We start from the raw sequence: 15,571 nt of genomic DNA, 5'->3' as shown, positions 1-15,571 counted from the left end.
AATAAAAAGATTGAATTGAGTATTTATGAAAAATAAAAAAGTGTTTCGTTTTTTCTTGTCTTTTATTATTTTAACATTTGTTTCTTGTGCAAATGATACTGACGATAGTTTTAAATTGCTTCAAAAAGTAATAGAAACAACAGCAAGAGGAAATACGCAAACGTATGTATATGTTTATAATGGGAGCCAGATAGTTAGTATTGATGGCACTCAGGAACGCACAGACTTTACATACACCGATGGTTTGATTTCTAAAATGGTTAAACTTAATAAAACGAACCAACTTCTTGAAACTATTGAATACAACTATCTTAAAGGGGAATTAGTGAGCGTTTTATCTATAGGAAATTACAAAATAAAGTATACCCATAATGCAGATAAAACAGTTTCCTTTGAAAAATTTACCCTAGGTACAGGAAATGTTGAGGTTAAAGAATATCACGGAACGTTACATTTTACCAATGATAATTTAACTAAAGAAGAGCGTATTTATGACAATTCTCTAGCGGGAGAGGAATCTAAGTATAGCATTAGTTTTGATTATGACAATAAAAGAAATCCATTATTTAATATTGCAGGGTTCAAAGAATTATTAAATCAAAATGATAAAATTTCTATCAATAATAATGTTATCAGTACAGTAATTACGAGCACTTCAATAAACGGTCAAATTACATCCTCTGTTACAACATATAAAAATGCATTTACCTATGATTTAGAGAGTTATCCTAAAGAACGAGTTTCTGAATCTACGCCTTTAGCTAGTGGATTCGTGGGGTATTTGAAAATAGAATATTTTTATTAAGATAAAATTTCTCAAATACAACCCTTTCAAAGTTTAAATTTTGAAAGGGTTTTTTTATTGTCATGAATTAGGAATAAAGAACAAAATCTCATTTAATTCGCTAAAATTGTTGAAATTTGTTGCAAATACAATTCCATGCAATTCAGAACCGAAATTCCCATTCCTACCAGTAATTATCCTATTGATTACAATTCTAAAATCATGTCAATAGGTTCTTGTTTTGCTGTAAACATGGCCGAAAAACTGGATCTTTTTAAATTTCAAAACAGCTGCAATCCGTTTGGGATTTTGTTTCATCCTTTGGCAATTGAAAAACTCCTATATTTTGCTGTTTCCGAAAAGAAATTTACAGAAGAAGATGTATTTTTTCATAACGAACGTTGGCATTGTTTTGATGTACATTCAGATTGGAGTCATGCTAATAAAGACGATTTACTCCATAACTTGAATGAGATTGTTACAGCAACAAAGCGACAAATAATCGAATCAACGCATATCATAATCACCTACGGAACCTCATGGGTGTATCGCAATATAGAAAGCCAAGCCATCGTGGCAAATTGTCATAAGGTACCGCAAAAACAGTTTCACAAAGAATTACTTTCTGTTGCAGCAATACAAGAAAGTATAACCAAGACAGTAGGTTTAATACATTCTCTAAACCCTGAAAGCAAGCTTATTTTCACAGTTTCACCAGTAAGACACATCAAAGACGGTTTTGTTGAAAACCAAAGGAGCAAAGCTAATATAGTTTCTGCTTTGCATACTGTTTTGCAAGTTCCCCCTTCGGGGGCGGAGGGGGCTTACTTTCCTTCGTATGAGATCATGATGGACGAACTGCGAGATTATCGGTTTTATGCTGATGATATGCTGCATCCTAATACTTTAGCTGTCGATTATATTTGGCAACGCTTTAAAGAAACTACCATTTCTGAAACGGCTCACACTCTGATGGATGACGTAGAAGCGATCCAAAAAAGTCTTGCTCACAAGCCATTCAACCCCAACTCTGAAAGTCATATTAAATTTGAGACAAGACTTAAGGAAAAAATAACTATCTTAGAAAATCAATATTCATTCATGAAATTTTAATTATGCTCAAAAGAATACTTATCGGAATCGGAATCATTATTGGTGTCTTTTTATTGTTTAAATATTGCGATTTTAAGAAAAATGAGGATCAAGATATTACCTATAATACCAATCTCATTCAGCAGCAAATTCTTAACGTGGGCAAGTTGGTTGTTACTGAAGGGCATTTCTCTGAAGTGATCACCTATAAAAACCAACAGAAATATTTAATGGACATGCTTTCTTTTGAGAAAAAAGCCTTAGTTGTTGTAAATGCTGATGTTACTGTGGCCTATGATTTACATCTTATGAAGTACGACATTGATTCTATTAATAAGACAATTACAATTGTGAGTATTCCCAAAGAAGAAATCAAAATCAGTCCAGATATTCAGTTTTATGATGTAGAACAAAGTAAGTTGAATCCGTTTACTGGCGATGATTACAATAAAATAAACAAATCTGTTAAAGCAAATCTGGCTAAGAAAATTGAGAAATCAAGTTTAAAAACAAATGCTCAAAACCGATTGATCAGCGAATTGTCTAAACTATTAATAACAACAAGTCAATTGGGCTGGACCTTAAAATACGAGGGACAGGTGATCACAACCGAAAAAGAATTTGGTCAAAAAATAAAACTGTAAAACGAAAAAATAACCGCAGATTCACAGATTTTTTAGAAGTAATTAAAATCTGCGAATCTAAGGTTTATTGCTTTTAAGCTTTCGCTTTATCAAAAATCAAGTCCAAACCTCCAGTAACTAAATGAGATACTTCGGGTCTTTTTAGTTTCATTTGATCTAAAAACACCAAAACTTCTTGTAATAATTGAGGTTCGTTTCTGTCTTTTAGCAGTTCTGTAAGTTCTACCGCAAGCAACCAATCGTTAGGATGATTGCTTTGTATTTTTTCAAAAATGGGTCTCAAAGACGTTTCTTTATCATTTGTTTCTCTGATATTTCGAACCGTTTGATATAAAATTTCTAAATCATCACGCTCAGCGGTATGTTTTGCTTTTATAGTAGTGCTCGATGGCAAATGCGAAATCAAATCAAAGCTATTTACATCAGCAGGGCCAGAAAAAGCCGAAGTTACTTTCTTGCCCACCGCCATATCATAAACGCCCCATTCTGGCTGGAATAAAACCGTTTCACCATGCGTTACCGTGCAATTTTTAAAACGAATCAAAGTAATTTCACCTTGTAAGTTTCTGGAGCCTGTAATAATTTCACCTTTAACCGTTATACCGCCCTCAAACTCTAGTGTAACCGTTTTTGATTCGAGTATGTCATAAGCGTTCAAGTCTTTTGGACTCATATCCTCAATAGCAAGGTTGATGCCTTGTAGTTTGCCTATTGGGCTACCAAAACCTTCAGCATGTGTCAAGGTTCCATGACCTACTAATTCTTTTTCTCTGTACGCTAGCGCCGTTTTTCCAGTAGTTTGAATGTAAATGGGTTTGCCTTCATGCTCCATAACTGAGCTGAAAACTCCTGAAATTTGCAATCCAGTACTCAATTCGATCGTTCCTAAGGCATTCGAATCAATTAACTTGTTAATACCTGATAATCCACCGGTACGCAACGCCATTTTATTAGCAAACTCTTCTAAAACTAAATTTAAATAGGCAAATGTAGGTGTAACATACAACTGTGGTTGCAGTTTAGTAATGTCAAAACTCTGGTTGGCTGCAGAAATATCATAAGGTATTTTCTTCACTTCCTGAGTCATACAATGCGCACTCTCGCCTATTGAGGAAAGCAAACCAGCACCATATATTTTAGGATTTTCAACCGTACCAATCAATCCGTACTCAACCGTCCACCAGTGTAAGTTGCGTATTTGGGCCATTTCTGAGAGTTCGCCCATGTTATTTTGCAAATCTTCAACTGCTTTTTCGGCAGCATCAATCGTAGCTTGTGGCGTACCTTCGGCTTCTTTTACGATTGAAAGCAGTCGGATAGCTTCGTACATTTCGTAATCCTTGTGAGAAGAAATTGCTTTGCAACCTATTTCTCCAAAACGACGAAGGTATTCCGCATATTCTGGATTAGCAATAATCGGTGCATGACCAGCACCTTCGTGAATAATATCTGGTGCAGGAGTGTATTCAATATGTTCGAGTTGGCGAATATCCGATGCAATTACAAGTACATTATAGGCTTGAAATTCCATGAAAGCATTGGGCGGAATAAAACCATCAACTGCAACTGCAGCCCAGCCTATTTCGGTCAGAATGCGGTTCATGCCATACATACTCGGGATATTGTCTATCTCAATACCTGTTTTTTTCAATCCTTCTAGGTAGGAACTATGCGCCACTTTGGATAAATAATCCACGTTTTTGCGCATCACATAACGCCAAACCGCTTGGTTTATAGGTGTATAGTCGCTATAATCCTGAGGTTTAATAAATTGTTGTAAATGTTTTGGCAATCGGTCTAATAACGGATTGCTTTCTATAGTTGTGTTCATGTCGAAAACGTTGTAGTTTTTATGCAAAAATACGAAATTCAGGAGCTAATTCCCGCTTTTCATTGCAAGTTTTTGCAAACCCGTTTGTTTTTCTAAAGTTTATAAAAGAGCTTCCTGCGGTCGCTTTTTATAAACAAGAAAAATCAAAACTGCTTTTTCAAAAAGCTTTCCATTGCAATCGGGGCTAGGGGATTTGCAAATGATAAGATATTGTCGGATTTCCTACTCCATCACCTCAAACAAAAAGAACTGTGTTTTCTGTTTTTCCGCAAAATTATTGTCTGAAACCAAGATTAAAGATCGATTGCCGTTAGCCAGCCTGGGGCCAAACGTAATTCCTTCGATATTATCAATAAAAATATCCAAATCATCCATGTTTAGAACCAGTTTTTTAGATCCCAATTGTATGTTTTGGTTCAGTAAGGAGGTGTTATTTTTAACGTTAGTTGCTTTTTTTAGATCACACACAAAAACTTTTACGGAGCATTCTTGGGTTCCCGTGGAGTAGGAACGTTCCACGATAAGTAGTTTATTTTTACTGTAATACTGAATTGCCGAAATTCCATTGACAGCAAAAGCACCACTCGGATTGGGTTCGCGGGCAATAGGGTCTAAAAGATAGCCGTATTGAGCCGTATTTTTTCCGGTTTTGGCATTAAACTGGTACAAACGTATCAAACCTCCTTTGCTGGTTGTGGCTTGGTTACCATCCTCAAATAGCGGTTCCTCAATATTGGTGTAAATGTTTTTGAAGTTTTTATCAAAAGTAATGCCTTCTAAAGTTCCATTGTTTCTTGGCCCTTTTTCTATTTTTTGCATTTTTAGATTTTCTGGGAATGTTACATCTCCTAGAAAATCACCTTTTAAAGTCATGAAGTTCAAGGCAGGATTTTGCAAAACTTCCTTATCTGCGGTTATCACTCGAGCTCCTTCGCTGCTCCATACCAAAGTGTTTGTTTTTGGATTAAATCGGATGTCTTCTGGATCTGTTGAGGTGTTTGGTGCAGTGTTCCAGCTGCCATATACTTTTCCGGTTTCATTTTTTAAAGTACTCATGCTTTGAAATATAACATTTTTCAGAAGGTTATTTTCCAAAGCTATGGTGGCAGTGTAATAACGAGCCTCATTAAAAATCGATCGATCATCGGAAATGATGTAATACAACTCTTTTTTTTGATCATAATCAATACCAGATAAGCCACCGATTTTTGTATTTTGAAATTGGGCATCAAACGGAACTTCAATAGTGTTTAATAACTTTATTTTTGGGACGTGACTGTGTTCAGCGCTTTGTTTTACATTGGCACAAGAGAAAAGAAATACAGGAAGAACAACTAAAAAAAATAATTTGCGCATAGAATTGATAGTGTACTAGATAAAAATAAGATAGCTGCAGCTAATAACGTTACGATGGATTGGCTTGATTTGTTTCGGCGTTACGGAAATAGTCAATTTTGTAATGAAACATATCAGCCATGGCTTTTGCTCTGTATTTGGCTTCATCTGCAAGCGGTCCTTGGAATAATTGATCGGTAGTTTGTGTAAATAGTTCCATCCAACGGTTAAAATGATCTTTACCAATAGGGAGCTGCTTGTGAGGCGGAAAAGGACTTCCAGAATAAGAGTGAACTTCCAGCAAAATAGTTTCCCAAAATCCGTACATTTTTTCTAAATGTTCAGGCCAACGGTTGCCTATTTTTTCGTTAAAAATAGGGCCTATTATTTCGTCTTTTTGCACTTGAGCATAAAAGGTATTGACTAAGAGTTTAATATCGTCTAAGGTAGCAATATCGTTTTGTGGTATCATAATTTCTATAAAAAAAGCCTACGCAAAGGTAGGCTTTATGTTTGATTGTAGTAATGTCTATTTTTCTTTTGGCGGAAATTGTTCTAAAATTTTAGTAACAAATTCGTTGATTCGATCTTCTTTGTCTCTTCGGTTTTGAGTTAAATTCCCAACACCTTCACCTTGCCAAATGAGTTCTTTCTTTTTAGCATCAATTAAGTCGATAAAAAGTGTCCCCTCAGTTGAAGTACTAGCAATTGTATTTTGTCCTCCCCACATAAAAGGACTCCAACCCCAACCCCAGCCGTAACCCCATCCAGAGTTGAATTGATTGACATCAACTCGTTCTCTTTCTTTGGTAAAAATGTTGACTAACAAATCTGGATCTTCGCTTTTGGTCATGCCTTTTGCACTCAATTCACGATCTATAGCGTTTAGGATTCTTTTCTTGTCTAATTGTGAAATTTCAACTTTGTCGATTCCATTTTTATGAAACGCATACGTTTTGTACGGAGTGAAATCTACTTTTTTATCAAAATCAGAGTACACTCTAACTGAACTGCAGGAAGCAAATACAAAGAGTAATAGTACAGGAATAAATTTTATTGTTTTCATAATGTTTTATTTTAGTGTTTCAAGTTTGAGGCTTCAGGTTTGAAAAGTTAGACTTGAAACCTGAAACTATAATAAATCTTCGTCAACTACATTAGGGATGGTGACTTTCAATAAAGGTTGCGTTTCCATGGCTCTTTTTATTGCAAAAATAGCCCCTTCGTTTCTTGCCCAACTTCTTCTCGAAATTCCGTTGTTTACATCCCAGAAAAGCATTGATTCTAAGCGTTTTGATGCTTCTTTTGTACCATCAAGAACCATACCAAAACCACCGTTAATTACCTCGCCCCAACCGACACCGCCACCATTGTGAATAGAAACCCATGTAGCACCGCGAAAGCTATCGCCAATTACGTTTTGGATTGCCATATCAGCAGTGAATCTTGAGCCGTCGTAAATATTGGATGTTTCTCTGTAGGGTGAATCGGTTCCAGAAACATCGTGATGATCGCGTCCTAAAATGATATATCCAATTTCTCCTCGAGCAATAGCTTGATTGAAGGCTTCGGCGATTTTAATTCGACCTTCGGCATCCGCATATAGAATTCTGGCTTGTGAGCCAACAACCAATTGATTTTCTTGCGCGCCTTTAATCCATTGAATATTATCCGCCATTTGTTGCTGGATTTCTTCTGGAGAGTTTGTCATCATTTCTTCCAATACATCGCAAGCAATTTTATCAGTTTTGGCTAGATCCTCTGGATTTCCTGAGGCACAAACCCATCGGAATGGTCCAAACCCGTAGTCGAAACACATTGGTCCCATAATATCTTGAACGTAGCTGTTGTATTTAAAATCGATGTGATTTTCTGCAAAAACATCGGCTCCAGCACGAGAGGCTTCCAGTAAAAAGGCATTTCCATAATCAAAGAAATAGGTGCCTTTTGCTGTATGTTTATTGATTGCATCAGCATGACGACGCAATGTCCTTTGAACTTCTTCTTTAAATTTGTCAGGATGAGTTGCCATTAATTCATTCGACTCTTCAAAAGTATATCCAGTTGGGTAATAACCTCCAGCCCAAGGATTGTGTAATGAAGTTTGATCGGAACCGAGATCAATATGCAGCTCTTCTTTATCGAAACGTTCCCAAACATCAACCACATTTCCGAGATAAGCAATGGAAACTACTTCTTGTTTTTCTAAAGCTTTTTTAACTCTTGGAACTAATTCTTCGATATTTTCAATCACTTCATTGATCCAACCTTGCGAATGACGAATGTGTGTAATTTTTGGGTTTACTTCGGCACAAACAGTTACGCAACCAGCAATATTTCCTGCTTTTGGTTGTGCACCAGACATTCCGCCAAGCCCAGAAGTAACGAATAATCCGCCTTTTGGCGATTTCTTAATTTTTCTAAAACCATTTAAAACTGTGATGGTAGTTCCGTGGACAATTCCTTGTGGACCGATGTACATGTAACTTCCGGCAGTCATTTGTCCGTATTGAGAAACGCCCAAAGCATTCATTTTTTCCCAATCATCCGGTTTGGAATAATTTGGAATAACCATTCCGTTAGTAACAACTACTCTTGGCGCTTCTTTATGAGAAGGGAATAATCCCATGGGATGACCAGAATACATGGCTAACGTTTGCTCTTCGGTCATTTCTGCCAAATATTTCATGGTCAATAAATATTGAGCCCAGTTTGAAAATACTGCTCCATTTCCGCCATACGTAATTAATTCATGCGGATGCTGCGCTACGGCATAATCCAAATTATTTTGAATCATCAACATGATGGCTTTTGCTTGTTCGCATTTTCCCGGATATTCATGAATTGGTCGCGCATAGATTTTATAATCAGGACGTAGGCGATACATATAAATTCTTCCGTATGTTTCTAATTCGGCTTTGAATTCAGGAAGTAATTCTGCATGATGTTTCGGCTCAAAATAGCGCAAAGCGTTTTTTAGTGCTAATTTTTTTTCATCATCCGAAAGGATTTCTTTTCGTTTTGGAGCATGATTTATTTCGGTGTCATACGGTTTTGGATTTGGTAAAACCGAAGGAATTCCTTGTACTATTTGTTCTTGAAAAGTCATTTTTAATTTTATTTCGTTATTTTTCATGTAGTGTTTTGTTAAAGAAGCACTTACTTCTTGTAAAAAATCAAACAACTAAGGATAACGAATATCCGACCTATGGTAGGATTTGTGAATTTTGATTCTATATTTCTGTGAACAAATATCCATTTTATGTATGTGTTTTTTTAAACCAGCACTCTAATATTGTTTGTTATTTAGATTCTAAAATGTGATTATTTTTTATTGGTTCCTGTTTTTTTATCAAATCCGTAAGGACAATGTCTACAGTTGTTTTTACAACAATAACCTCTTTTAAGGTGGTGTTTCTCGGTAAAACATTTATATCCTTCTGGTGTGTAATAGAAATCTTCCCCTTCTATCAATTTATTTTCATTACTTTGGCTCATTATTTTTTGATACTACTTTGGAGAATATAATTTTACAATTCCACAAAATGTTCTTTTTTTAAGGTTTTGTATGACTACAAATTTATAAATTTTAGTGCTAATGTTTTTGATTGTGTCCAAATATTTAATTCCAAAAGGATATCGTGGATTAACGATTTTTCCTTTTGTAATAGTAAAATTCAAGAAAGATAAAGAAAATCCAATTTTACTAAATCATGAACGCATACATATCAGGCAACAAATCGAGTTGCTAATTCTCCCTTTTTTTATTTGGTACCTTTTAGAGTATTGTATACGATTGTTACATTATAAAAATAGTTATCTCGCTTACAAAAACATTTCCTTTGAGCGGGAATGTTATACGCATGAACAAGATTTAAACTTCTTAAAAAAACGTACTTTCTTTAATTTTTTAAAATTTATTTTTAGATAGTATACGTTTTTATACCTCCGTCATTTCGTTATTGTTTTAAGATGAGAACTAAAATGGTAGTATTTTTAGTATTTATGTCTATTTATTTTTTGAAAGAAAAAACATATTTTAAAACTAAAAAAGTGTATTTCATCGATTATTTATACTTTTTATCGGCTTTTTTGTCTGTTTGTATTTTATTTTTTTTGTAAATTTAGGTAATGAAAAACAGTTTTATGCTTTTGTTTTTGAATTTTTAGAACCTACATTTTAAAACTATTTAGCAAAGCTGCTTTTATATAAAAAATTAATACTTTCTAATTTAAAAGCTTATGAACACATCAATACTTCAAAAAGGAGCTTTCTTTTTTCTATTCATTTTTTTTCAAAATGAAAGTAAGGCACAAATGTATGTGAGTCCAAATAGTTATGTATTTGCTACAAATGAGTTGGTTTTTATAAAAGAGCAATTAGAACTCAAAGCTGCTACAAGTAATTTTTATTTGAGAGATAGTGCGCAACTTTTACAAGGCACTACAACCAACACAAGCAACAGTGGTTTAGGTAGTTTATCTGTATATCAAGAAGGTTCCACAAATAATTTTCAGTATAATTATTGGTGTTCGCCGGTAGGTGGGGCTGCTGCTACTACAGGAAATTCCCCTTTTGGTATAAGTCAATTGAAGGACGTCACTAGTATTATTGGGTTTAACGAGCCTAATATATTAGCCTCAAATAGCTATAATGGAACTGCAAGTCCGCTTGGAATTGCCCCTTTTTGGATTAATAAATTAATAGGTTCATCTAGTTATGCGAGTTGGTTGGCAGTAGGTTCTGCAGCAACTATAAATGCGGGTGAAGGATTTACAATGAAAGGCACTTCGGGGACAAATGCGATAACTGTAAATGGAGTTCAAAACAACCCTGGAAGTAAGCAACGTTATGATTTTAGAGGAAAACCTAATGATGGTACAATACAAATATCCGTTGGCTTGTCGCAGTTCACTCTCACAGGTAATCCATATCCATCTGCGATTGATCTTTCTGCATTCTTGCTTGAACAAACAAATTGTTCAGGTATTGCTTATTTTTGGGAACAAGACAAAACCGTAAATTCCCATTATATTACGGATTATAAGGGAGGTTATGGTACTTTTTCTCCTGGAACATTAGGTAGCAGCGGCGTTTATGTGCCAGCTACTTTTTATTCCTATGATGGATCAGGAAATAGTGGTGGTATAACTGGTTTGGGGACTATTTTTCAAAGACGTTTTTCACCTATTGGACAAGGTTTTATGATTAATGGAAGAGTAAATGGAACTGTAGAAATGAAAAACAGTTATAGAGTTTTTGTAAAAGAAGGGGTAGCAAACAATTCTCAATTTGAAAAAACTTCTGGAAAGAAAAAGACGAATCCAGATTTTGAGTTTTTGTCTAAAATTCAATCTGTTTCTGGATTTGATTATAAAACGGTAAGTACGGAGCTTACACCACAAATAAGATTAAATACCTTAATGAATAACCAAGGGGTTCGACAGTTAGCACTTGCATTTATTCCTCAAGCAACAGATGGAGTAGATCGTGCCATGGATGCAATGTCATCAAGCGATAGTGCTCCTGCCGATGTTTATTTTGTTTTGCAAGATTCTGAATATGTAATTAATGCAGTAAACTTTGATCTAGATAAAAAAATTCCAATTGGATTTAAAAACACTAAACAAGCTAATTTTAAAATAACAGTTTCAGAGATTGTTAATGTTCCTACTGTTAATGCCGTTTATTTGCACGACAAAATCAAAGATACCTATCATGATATCAAAAATAGTTTTCATGAAATGGTGTTGCCGGCTGGAAAAAATAATACACAATTTGAGATTACTTTTAAAGACAACAAAACATTAGGAGTAGATTCTAACGCAAAAGAGGACTTTATGGTCTACCAAAACAATCCTTCAAAAAGCTTAACAATAAGCAATCCAAACTCAATAGAATTAGCATCTTGCGGAATCTATGATGTGGCAGGAAAATTGATTTTTGTCCAAGATGATTTGGGTGATCAAGCAACTTTAACTTTTTCAACAGCCAGTTATGGAGATGGTATTTATATTGTGAAGTTGACTACAAAAGACAATAAAAATTTCGGCAAAAAAATAATTATCAAAAATTAATTTCAATAGCATACAAAATCTAAATGCAATCTGAGAAGGTTGCATTTTTTTATGCATTTTAGTTTTACCTTTGTATTAAAATCAAATATTTTGAATCAAAAAGTAGCGAAACTGTTCTCCAACTCCATTGAATTATACATCAAAAGAGAGGATTTGTTACATCCATTTGTTTCAGGAAATAAATTCAGGAAGTTAAAATATAATATTCTTGAAGCTAAGAAATTGCAAGAAAAGCAGTTGCTCACTTTTGGCGGTGCATTTTCAAATCATATTGCCGCAGTAGCATATGCAGGTTATGAAAATGGTTTTAAAACTATTGGTATTATTCGAGGGGATGAATTAGAGAACCAAACGGTTTTAAATCCCACATTAACGTTTGCAAAGAAATGCGGAATGGAATTTGAGTTTGTTTCAAGATCAGATTATCAGCATAAGAATGAACCAGAAAATCTAGCGAAATGGACCGAAAAATGGGGTGCTTTTTATTTGATTCCAGAGGGCGGAACAAATTCATTAGCCATACAAGGGTGTGAGGAAATACTAAATGAGGAGGATAGTTATTTTGATTATATCTGTTGCTCCGTTGGAACAGGGGGGACAATTTCAGGTATTATAAACAGTATTTTGCCTCATCAAAAAGTTTTAGGCTTTCCTGCTTTAAAAGGTGATTTTATGAAAGAGGAAATTCGTAATTTTGTAAATAATAATGCTTGGGAATTAAATACGGAGTATCATTTTGGGGGGTATGGCAAGGTAAATGATACTTTAGTTCAATTTATAAATCAATTTAATGTTGATTTTCAAATCCCACTAGATCCCATTTACACCGGTAAAATGGTTTATGGTGTTCTTGATTTGATGGAGAAAAATTATTTTCCCGAAAATTCGAAAATTTTAATGATCCATACAGGAGGTTTACAAGGTATTCAAGGCATGAATATCAAGTTAAAAAACAAACAATTACCAACTATTGATATACATGTTTAAAAAATATATAGTCTTGCTTGTAGTGCTAGTATTAGCAAGTTGTAATACGACTAAACCCGTTATTGTAACTAAAAAAAACACGCCAAGAGCAAGTGTTCCAACTGTTGTAAAGGGAAAACCCGAAACCTATAAACCAGCTAAAAAGACTGTTGCCAAAGTGCCAACAAAACCAAGCGTTGCGGTATCTCAAAAATCAAAAGCAACAGTACATAATGTACCAAAAGAAGTCATAGTTTCTACCTCTAAAACGGTTGTGACCAGTGATGTCATTGTGTTATACGTTTCAAAATTCAAGGATATTGCTATGGGAAACATGAGAAACTATGGCATTCCGGCGAGTATTATTTTGGCACAAGGAATCCTTGAATCTGGGGCAGGAAACGGTGATTTGGCCTTGAGTGCTAACAATCACTTCGGGATAAAATGCCATGTTGGTTGGACTGGAGAATCAGTCAATCATGATGATGATGCCTCTCAGGAATGTTTTAGAAAATATGAAAATCCATCAGAGTCTTTTAGAGATCATGCGTTGTTTTTAACTAGTAGAAACAGGTATGCTAAATTATTCGAAAATCAAAAAGGCGATTACAAGGCTTGGGCCAAAGGTTTAAGAGCTGCAGGTTACGCCACTGATCCTAAATATCCTGATAAATTAATTTCATATATAGAAAGATATAATTTGCATCAATATGATGATTTGGTTTTAGGGATCAATTCAAATATTAAAATTAAGGAAATCACCGATGAATTAAATATTTCTAATAAAAATTCAGTAGCTTGGAATTCTGATAGTTATGAAGTTCAAAAAGGAGATACTTTATATTCTATTGCGAAGAAATTTGCCTTACAAGTTGAGGATTTAAAACAAAAAAATAACCTCACTGATAATGCACTCGCTATTGGTCAGCGGTTAATTGTAAAATAAGTATAAACACATAATTAGTATTCATTAGATGTTATATAAAAGAAGTAGTCAGCTTTTTGCTGATGCAGAAAAAGTAATTCCTGGAGGTGTCAATTCTCCTGTTCGTGCCTTTAAAGCAGTAGGTGGTACACCTATTTTTGTAAAAAGTGCCAAAGGTGCATACCTGTATGATGAAGATGGAAATAAACTAATAGATTACATCAATTCATGGGGACCAATGGTTTTAGGCCATGCGTATGAGCCAGTCGTTGAAGCTGTAATTGAAAGAGCAAAATTAGGAACCTCTTTTGGGATGCCAACTGAGCTTGAAACCCAAATAGCTGCTTTGGCCATAAAAATGGTACCTAATATTGACAAAATTCGTTTTGTAAATTCAGGAACAGAAGCTTGTATGAGTGCTATCAGACTAGCGCGAGGTTATACTAAAAGAGATAAAATCATCAAATTTGCGGGTTGTTACCACGGACATTCGGATTCTTTTTTGATCCAAGCAGGAAGTGGCGCTATTACATTTGGTTCTCCTAATAGCCCTGGTGTTACCGCTGGAACGGCTAAGGATACCTTGCTTGCGCGATACAATGATTTAGATAATGTTGTGGAATTAATTACAGCAAATCCTAATGAAATTGCAGCCATAATTGTTGAACCTGTGGCGGGGAATATGGGTTGTATTCCACCTAAAGAAGGTTTTTTAGAGGGCTTACGCCAATTGTGTACAGATAATGGAATCCTACTTATTTTTGATGAGGTTATGACCGGTTTTAGACTTGCAGCAGGCGGAGTTCAAGAGCTTGTTGGGGTTACTTCAGATATTGTTTGTTTTGGAAAAGTTATTGGCGGAGGTTTACCTGTAGGTGCCTTTGCAGCACGTGCAGAAATTATGAATTATCTTGCGCCATTAGGTCCTGTTTACCAAGCCGGAACTTTGTCTGGAAATCCATTGGCTATGGCCGCAGGATTAGCCATGTTACAAGCCTTAGATGCAGATAGAGACGTGTTTAATCGATTAAAAGACAAAACAGCTTACTTAGCAGCAGGAATAGATAGAGTTTTGCGCAATAACAACGTGGTGTTTACAATAAATACCATTGGATCTATGATTTCAGTGCATTTTGATGAAAACGCAGTGGTAGATTTTCAAACAGCTGCAAAAGGAGACAATGAAACCTTTAAGAAATTCTTTCATGGCTTACTCCAAGAAGGAATTTACATAGCGCCTTCTGCGTATGAAACTTGGTTTATAACTGATGCGCTTACGTATGAAGATCTAGATTTTACCATTCAAGCCATCGATAAAGTGTCTAAAACTTTTTAAAAAAAGGATTGACGTAAAAAATATTTACATAAAAATGCCCCCAAAAAGTTAGATACTATTCGGGGGTATTTTTTATAAAATAATCATTTATTTTCTGTGAGACTCCATTCTATTTGCTTTTTTGCCATGCTGATACGCTAGTCTTTTAGCATCTCGTTGGTGTCTTTCTGTTCTTGAAGCATCCCATTTTTTAAACTGCTCGTTCGAAAGAATTTTTTTCATTCGTTCTTTCATCACAATTTGATTGTCTAACATTTGGTTTTTAAGCTCAAAACGCTCATCAGATGTCAGTTGTTTTTTTTCTGCTGTTTTGTTTGCTTTTCTATCAGCAAGCATCGCTTCACGTTTAGTGCTCTGTTCTGCAAGAAGTGAACTAATTTCTTTTTGTTGCGATGCATTGAGATCTAGTTCAAGAGTCATTTTCTTGACCTGTAAGACTCTCTTTTGTTCGGCACTCATGCGTTCCATTTTAGCGCTGTCAGTTTTTGTTTTTCTTTCTTGTGCTTGACTTGTTATTCCAAAAGCCAAAACCAATACAATCAATAATTTTTTCATTTTTTTAGTTTTAAGATGTATAGTT

At 34.9% G+C, this 15,571-nt stretch carries 14 protein-coding genes; 7 read left to right on the top strand and 7 right to left on the bottom strand.

Annotation, left to right across the window (positions count from 1 at the left end; translation table 11 throughout):
- The first annotated feature begins 25 nt into the window (after positions 1 to 25).
- The 3 genes from K5V07_RS12065 to K5V07_RS12055 all read left to right on the top strand — a co-directional run bounded on the left by K5V07_RS12065 (position 26) and on the right by K5V07_RS12055 (position 2,520).
- The gene (locus tag K5V07_RS12065) at positions 26 to 805 is read left to right on the top strand and encodes a hypothetical protein (protein ID WP_221917663.1); all 780 of its coding nucleotides are present in this window, start codon (positions 26 to 28) and stop codon (positions 803 to 805) included.
- A 135-nt stretch (positions 806 to 940) separates the two neighbouring features.
- Complete coding sequence (locus K5V07_RS12060; RefSeq protein ID WP_221917662.1) at positions 941 to 1,897, top strand: GSCFA domain-containing protein; 957 nt, start codon at positions 941 to 943, stop codon at positions 1,895 to 1,897.
- A gap of 2 nt (positions 1,898 to 1,899) precedes the next feature.
- Positions 1,900 to 2,520 carry a DUF4230 domain-containing protein gene (locus tag K5V07_RS12055; RefSeq protein WP_182651553.1) on the top strand — a complete coding sequence of 207 codons (621 nt, stop codon included), beginning with the start codon at positions 1,900 to 1,902 and terminating at the stop codon, positions 2,518 to 2,520.
- 73 nt (positions 2,521 to 2,593) lie between these two features.
- On the opposite strand, the gene K5V07_RS12050 is transcribed toward K5V07_RS12055, so the two are convergent.
- The 6 genes from K5V07_RS12050 to K5V07_RS12025 all read right to left on the bottom strand — a co-directional run bounded on the left by K5V07_RS12050 (position 2,594) and on the right by K5V07_RS12025 (position 9,184).
- Positions 2,594 to 4,351 carry an aromatic amino acid hydroxylase gene (locus K5V07_RS12050; RefSeq protein ID WP_221917661.1) on the bottom strand — a complete coding sequence of 586 codons (1,758 nt, stop codon included), beginning with the start codon at positions 4,349 to 4,351 and terminating at the stop codon, positions 2,594 to 2,596.
- Between the two features lie 222 nt (positions 4,352 to 4,573).
- The gene (locus tag K5V07_RS12045) at positions 4,574 to 5,707 is read right to left on the bottom strand and encodes an esterase-like activity of phytase family protein (protein ID WP_221917660.1); all 1,134 of its coding nucleotides are present in this window, start codon (positions 5,705 to 5,707) and stop codon (positions 4,574 to 4,576) included.
- Between the two features lie 49 nt (positions 5,708 to 5,756).
- The gene (locus K5V07_RS12040; RefSeq protein ID WP_221917659.1) at positions 5,757 to 6,158 is read right to left on the bottom strand and encodes a group III truncated hemoglobin; all 402 of its coding nucleotides are present in this window, start codon (positions 6,156 to 6,158) and stop codon (positions 5,757 to 5,759) included.
- 57 nt (positions 6,159 to 6,215) lie between these two features.
- Positions 6,216 to 6,752 (bottom strand): DUF4136 domain-containing protein, encoded by a 537-nt coding sequence (locus K5V07_RS12035; protein WP_221917658.1) that lies wholly within the window; start codon positions 6,750 to 6,752, stop codon positions 6,216 to 6,218.
- Between the two features lie 66 nt (positions 6,753 to 6,818).
- Positions 6,819 to 8,795, bottom strand: a complete 1,977-nt coding sequence (locus K5V07_RS12030) for a urocanate hydratase (protein WP_221918184.1) — start codon at positions 8,793 to 8,795, stop codon at positions 6,819 to 6,821.
- A gap of 215 nt (positions 8,796 to 9,010) precedes the next feature.
- Complete coding sequence (locus tag K5V07_RS12025) at positions 9,011 to 9,184, bottom strand: DUF5522 domain-containing protein (RefSeq protein ID WP_220485246.1); 174 nt, start codon at positions 9,182 to 9,184, stop codon at positions 9,011 to 9,013.
- Positions 9,185 to 9,928: 744 nt separating this feature from the next.
- On the opposite strand from K5V07_RS12025, the gene K5V07_RS12020 reads away from it, so the two are divergent.
- Genes K5V07_RS12020 through hemL form a run of 4 tightly spaced genes read left to right on the top strand, consistent with a single transcriptional unit; the run spans position 9,929 to position 14,991 of the window.
- Positions 9,929 to 11,764 (top strand): T9SS type A sorting domain-containing protein, encoded by a 1,836-nt coding sequence (locus K5V07_RS12020; RefSeq protein WP_221917657.1) that lies wholly within the window; start codon positions 9,929 to 9,931, stop codon positions 11,762 to 11,764.
- 51 nt (positions 11,765 to 11,815) lie between these two features.
- Complete coding sequence (locus tag K5V07_RS12015; RefSeq protein ID WP_221917656.1) at positions 11,816 to 12,751, top strand: 1-aminocyclopropane-1-carboxylate deaminase/D-cysteine desulfhydrase; 936 nt, start codon at positions 11,816 to 11,818, stop codon at positions 12,749 to 12,751.
- Positions 12,744 to 13,676, top strand: a complete 933-nt coding sequence (locus K5V07_RS12010) for a glucosaminidase domain-containing protein (protein ID WP_182651545.1) — start codon at positions 12,744 to 12,746, stop codon at positions 13,674 to 13,676. The genes K5V07_RS12015 and K5V07_RS12010 overlap by 8 nt, the downstream gene beginning before the upstream one ends.
- Positions 13,677 to 13,704: 28 nt before the next feature.
- Entirely contained in the window at positions 13,705 to 14,991 is a 1,287-nt protein-coding gene (gene hemL / locus K5V07_RS12005) for a glutamate-1-semialdehyde 2,1-aminomutase (protein ID WP_221917655.1), read from the top strand.
- A gap of 87 nt (positions 14,992 to 15,078) precedes the next feature.
- Here the strand turns inward: hemL and K5V07_RS12000 are convergent, their stop codons facing one another.
- Entirely contained in the window at positions 15,079 to 15,546 is a 468-nt protein-coding gene (locus K5V07_RS12000; protein WP_221917654.1) for a hypothetical protein, read from the bottom strand.
- Between the last annotated feature and the right edge of the window lie 25 nt (positions 15,547 to 15,571).

Origin of the sequence: Flavobacterium sp. CHNK8, assembly GCF_019774515.1 — a bacterium.
Taxonomy (GTDB): Bacteria; Bacteroidota; Bacteroidia; order Flavobacteriales; family Flavobacteriaceae; genus Flavobacterium; species Flavobacterium tiangeerense.
Note: the sequence above shows the minus strand (reverse complement) of the source record. Positions and strands in the feature narration are given on the sequence as shown.

Bases quoted from the DNA above. Each gene is read 5' to 3' on its own strand.
- K5V07_RS12025 (WP_220485246.1), bottom strand. From the start codon at position 9,184: ATGAGCCAAAGTAATGAAAATAAATTGATAGAAGGGGAAGATTTCTAT.
- K5V07_RS12035 (WP_221917658.1), bottom strand. From the start codon at position 6,752: ATGAAAACAATAAAATTTATTCCTGTACTATTACTCTTTGTATTTGCT.
- K5V07_RS12060 (WP_221917662.1), top strand. From the start codon at position 941: ATGCAATTCAGAACCGAAATTCCCATTCCTACCAGTAATTATCCTATT.
- K5V07_RS12055 (WP_182651553.1), top strand. From the start codon at position 1,900: ATGCTCAAAAGAATACTTATCGGAATCGGAATCATTATTGGTGTCTTT.
- hemL (WP_221917655.1), top strand. From the start codon at position 13,705: ATGTTATATAAAAGAAGTAGTCAGCTTTTTGCTGATGCAGAAAAAGTA.
- K5V07_RS12015 (WP_221917656.1), top strand. From the start codon at position 11,816: ATGCATTTTAGTTTTACCTTTGTATTAAAATCAAATATTTTGAATCAA.
- K5V07_RS12000 (WP_221917654.1), bottom strand. From the start codon at position 15,546: ATGAAAAAATTATTGATTGTATTGGTTTTGGCTTTTGGAATAACAAGT.
- K5V07_RS12040 (WP_221917659.1), bottom strand. From the start codon at position 6,158: ATGATACCACAAAACGATATTGCTACCTTAGACGATATTAAACTCTTA.
- K5V07_RS12020 (WP_221917657.1), top strand. From the start codon at position 9,929: ATGAACACATCAATACTTCAAAAAGGAGCTTTCTTTTTTCTATTCATT.
- K5V07_RS12010 (WP_182651545.1), top strand. From the start codon at position 12,744: ATGTTTAAAAAATATATAGTCTTGCTTGTAGTGCTAGTATTAGCAAGT.
- K5V07_RS12065 (WP_221917663.1), top strand. From the start codon at position 26: ATGAAAAATAAAAAAGTGTTTCGTTTTTTCTTGTCTTTTATTATTTTA.
- K5V07_RS12030 (WP_221918184.1), bottom strand. From the start codon at position 8,795: ATGACTTTTCAAGAACAAATAGTACAAGGAATTCCTTCGGTTTTACCA.
- K5V07_RS12045 (WP_221917660.1), bottom strand. From the start codon at position 5,707: ATGCGCAAATTATTTTTTTTAGTTGTTCTTCCTGTATTTCTTTTCTCT.
- K5V07_RS12050 (WP_221917661.1), bottom strand. From the start codon at position 4,351: ATGAACACAACTATAGAAAGCAATCCGTTATTAGACCGATTGCCAAAA.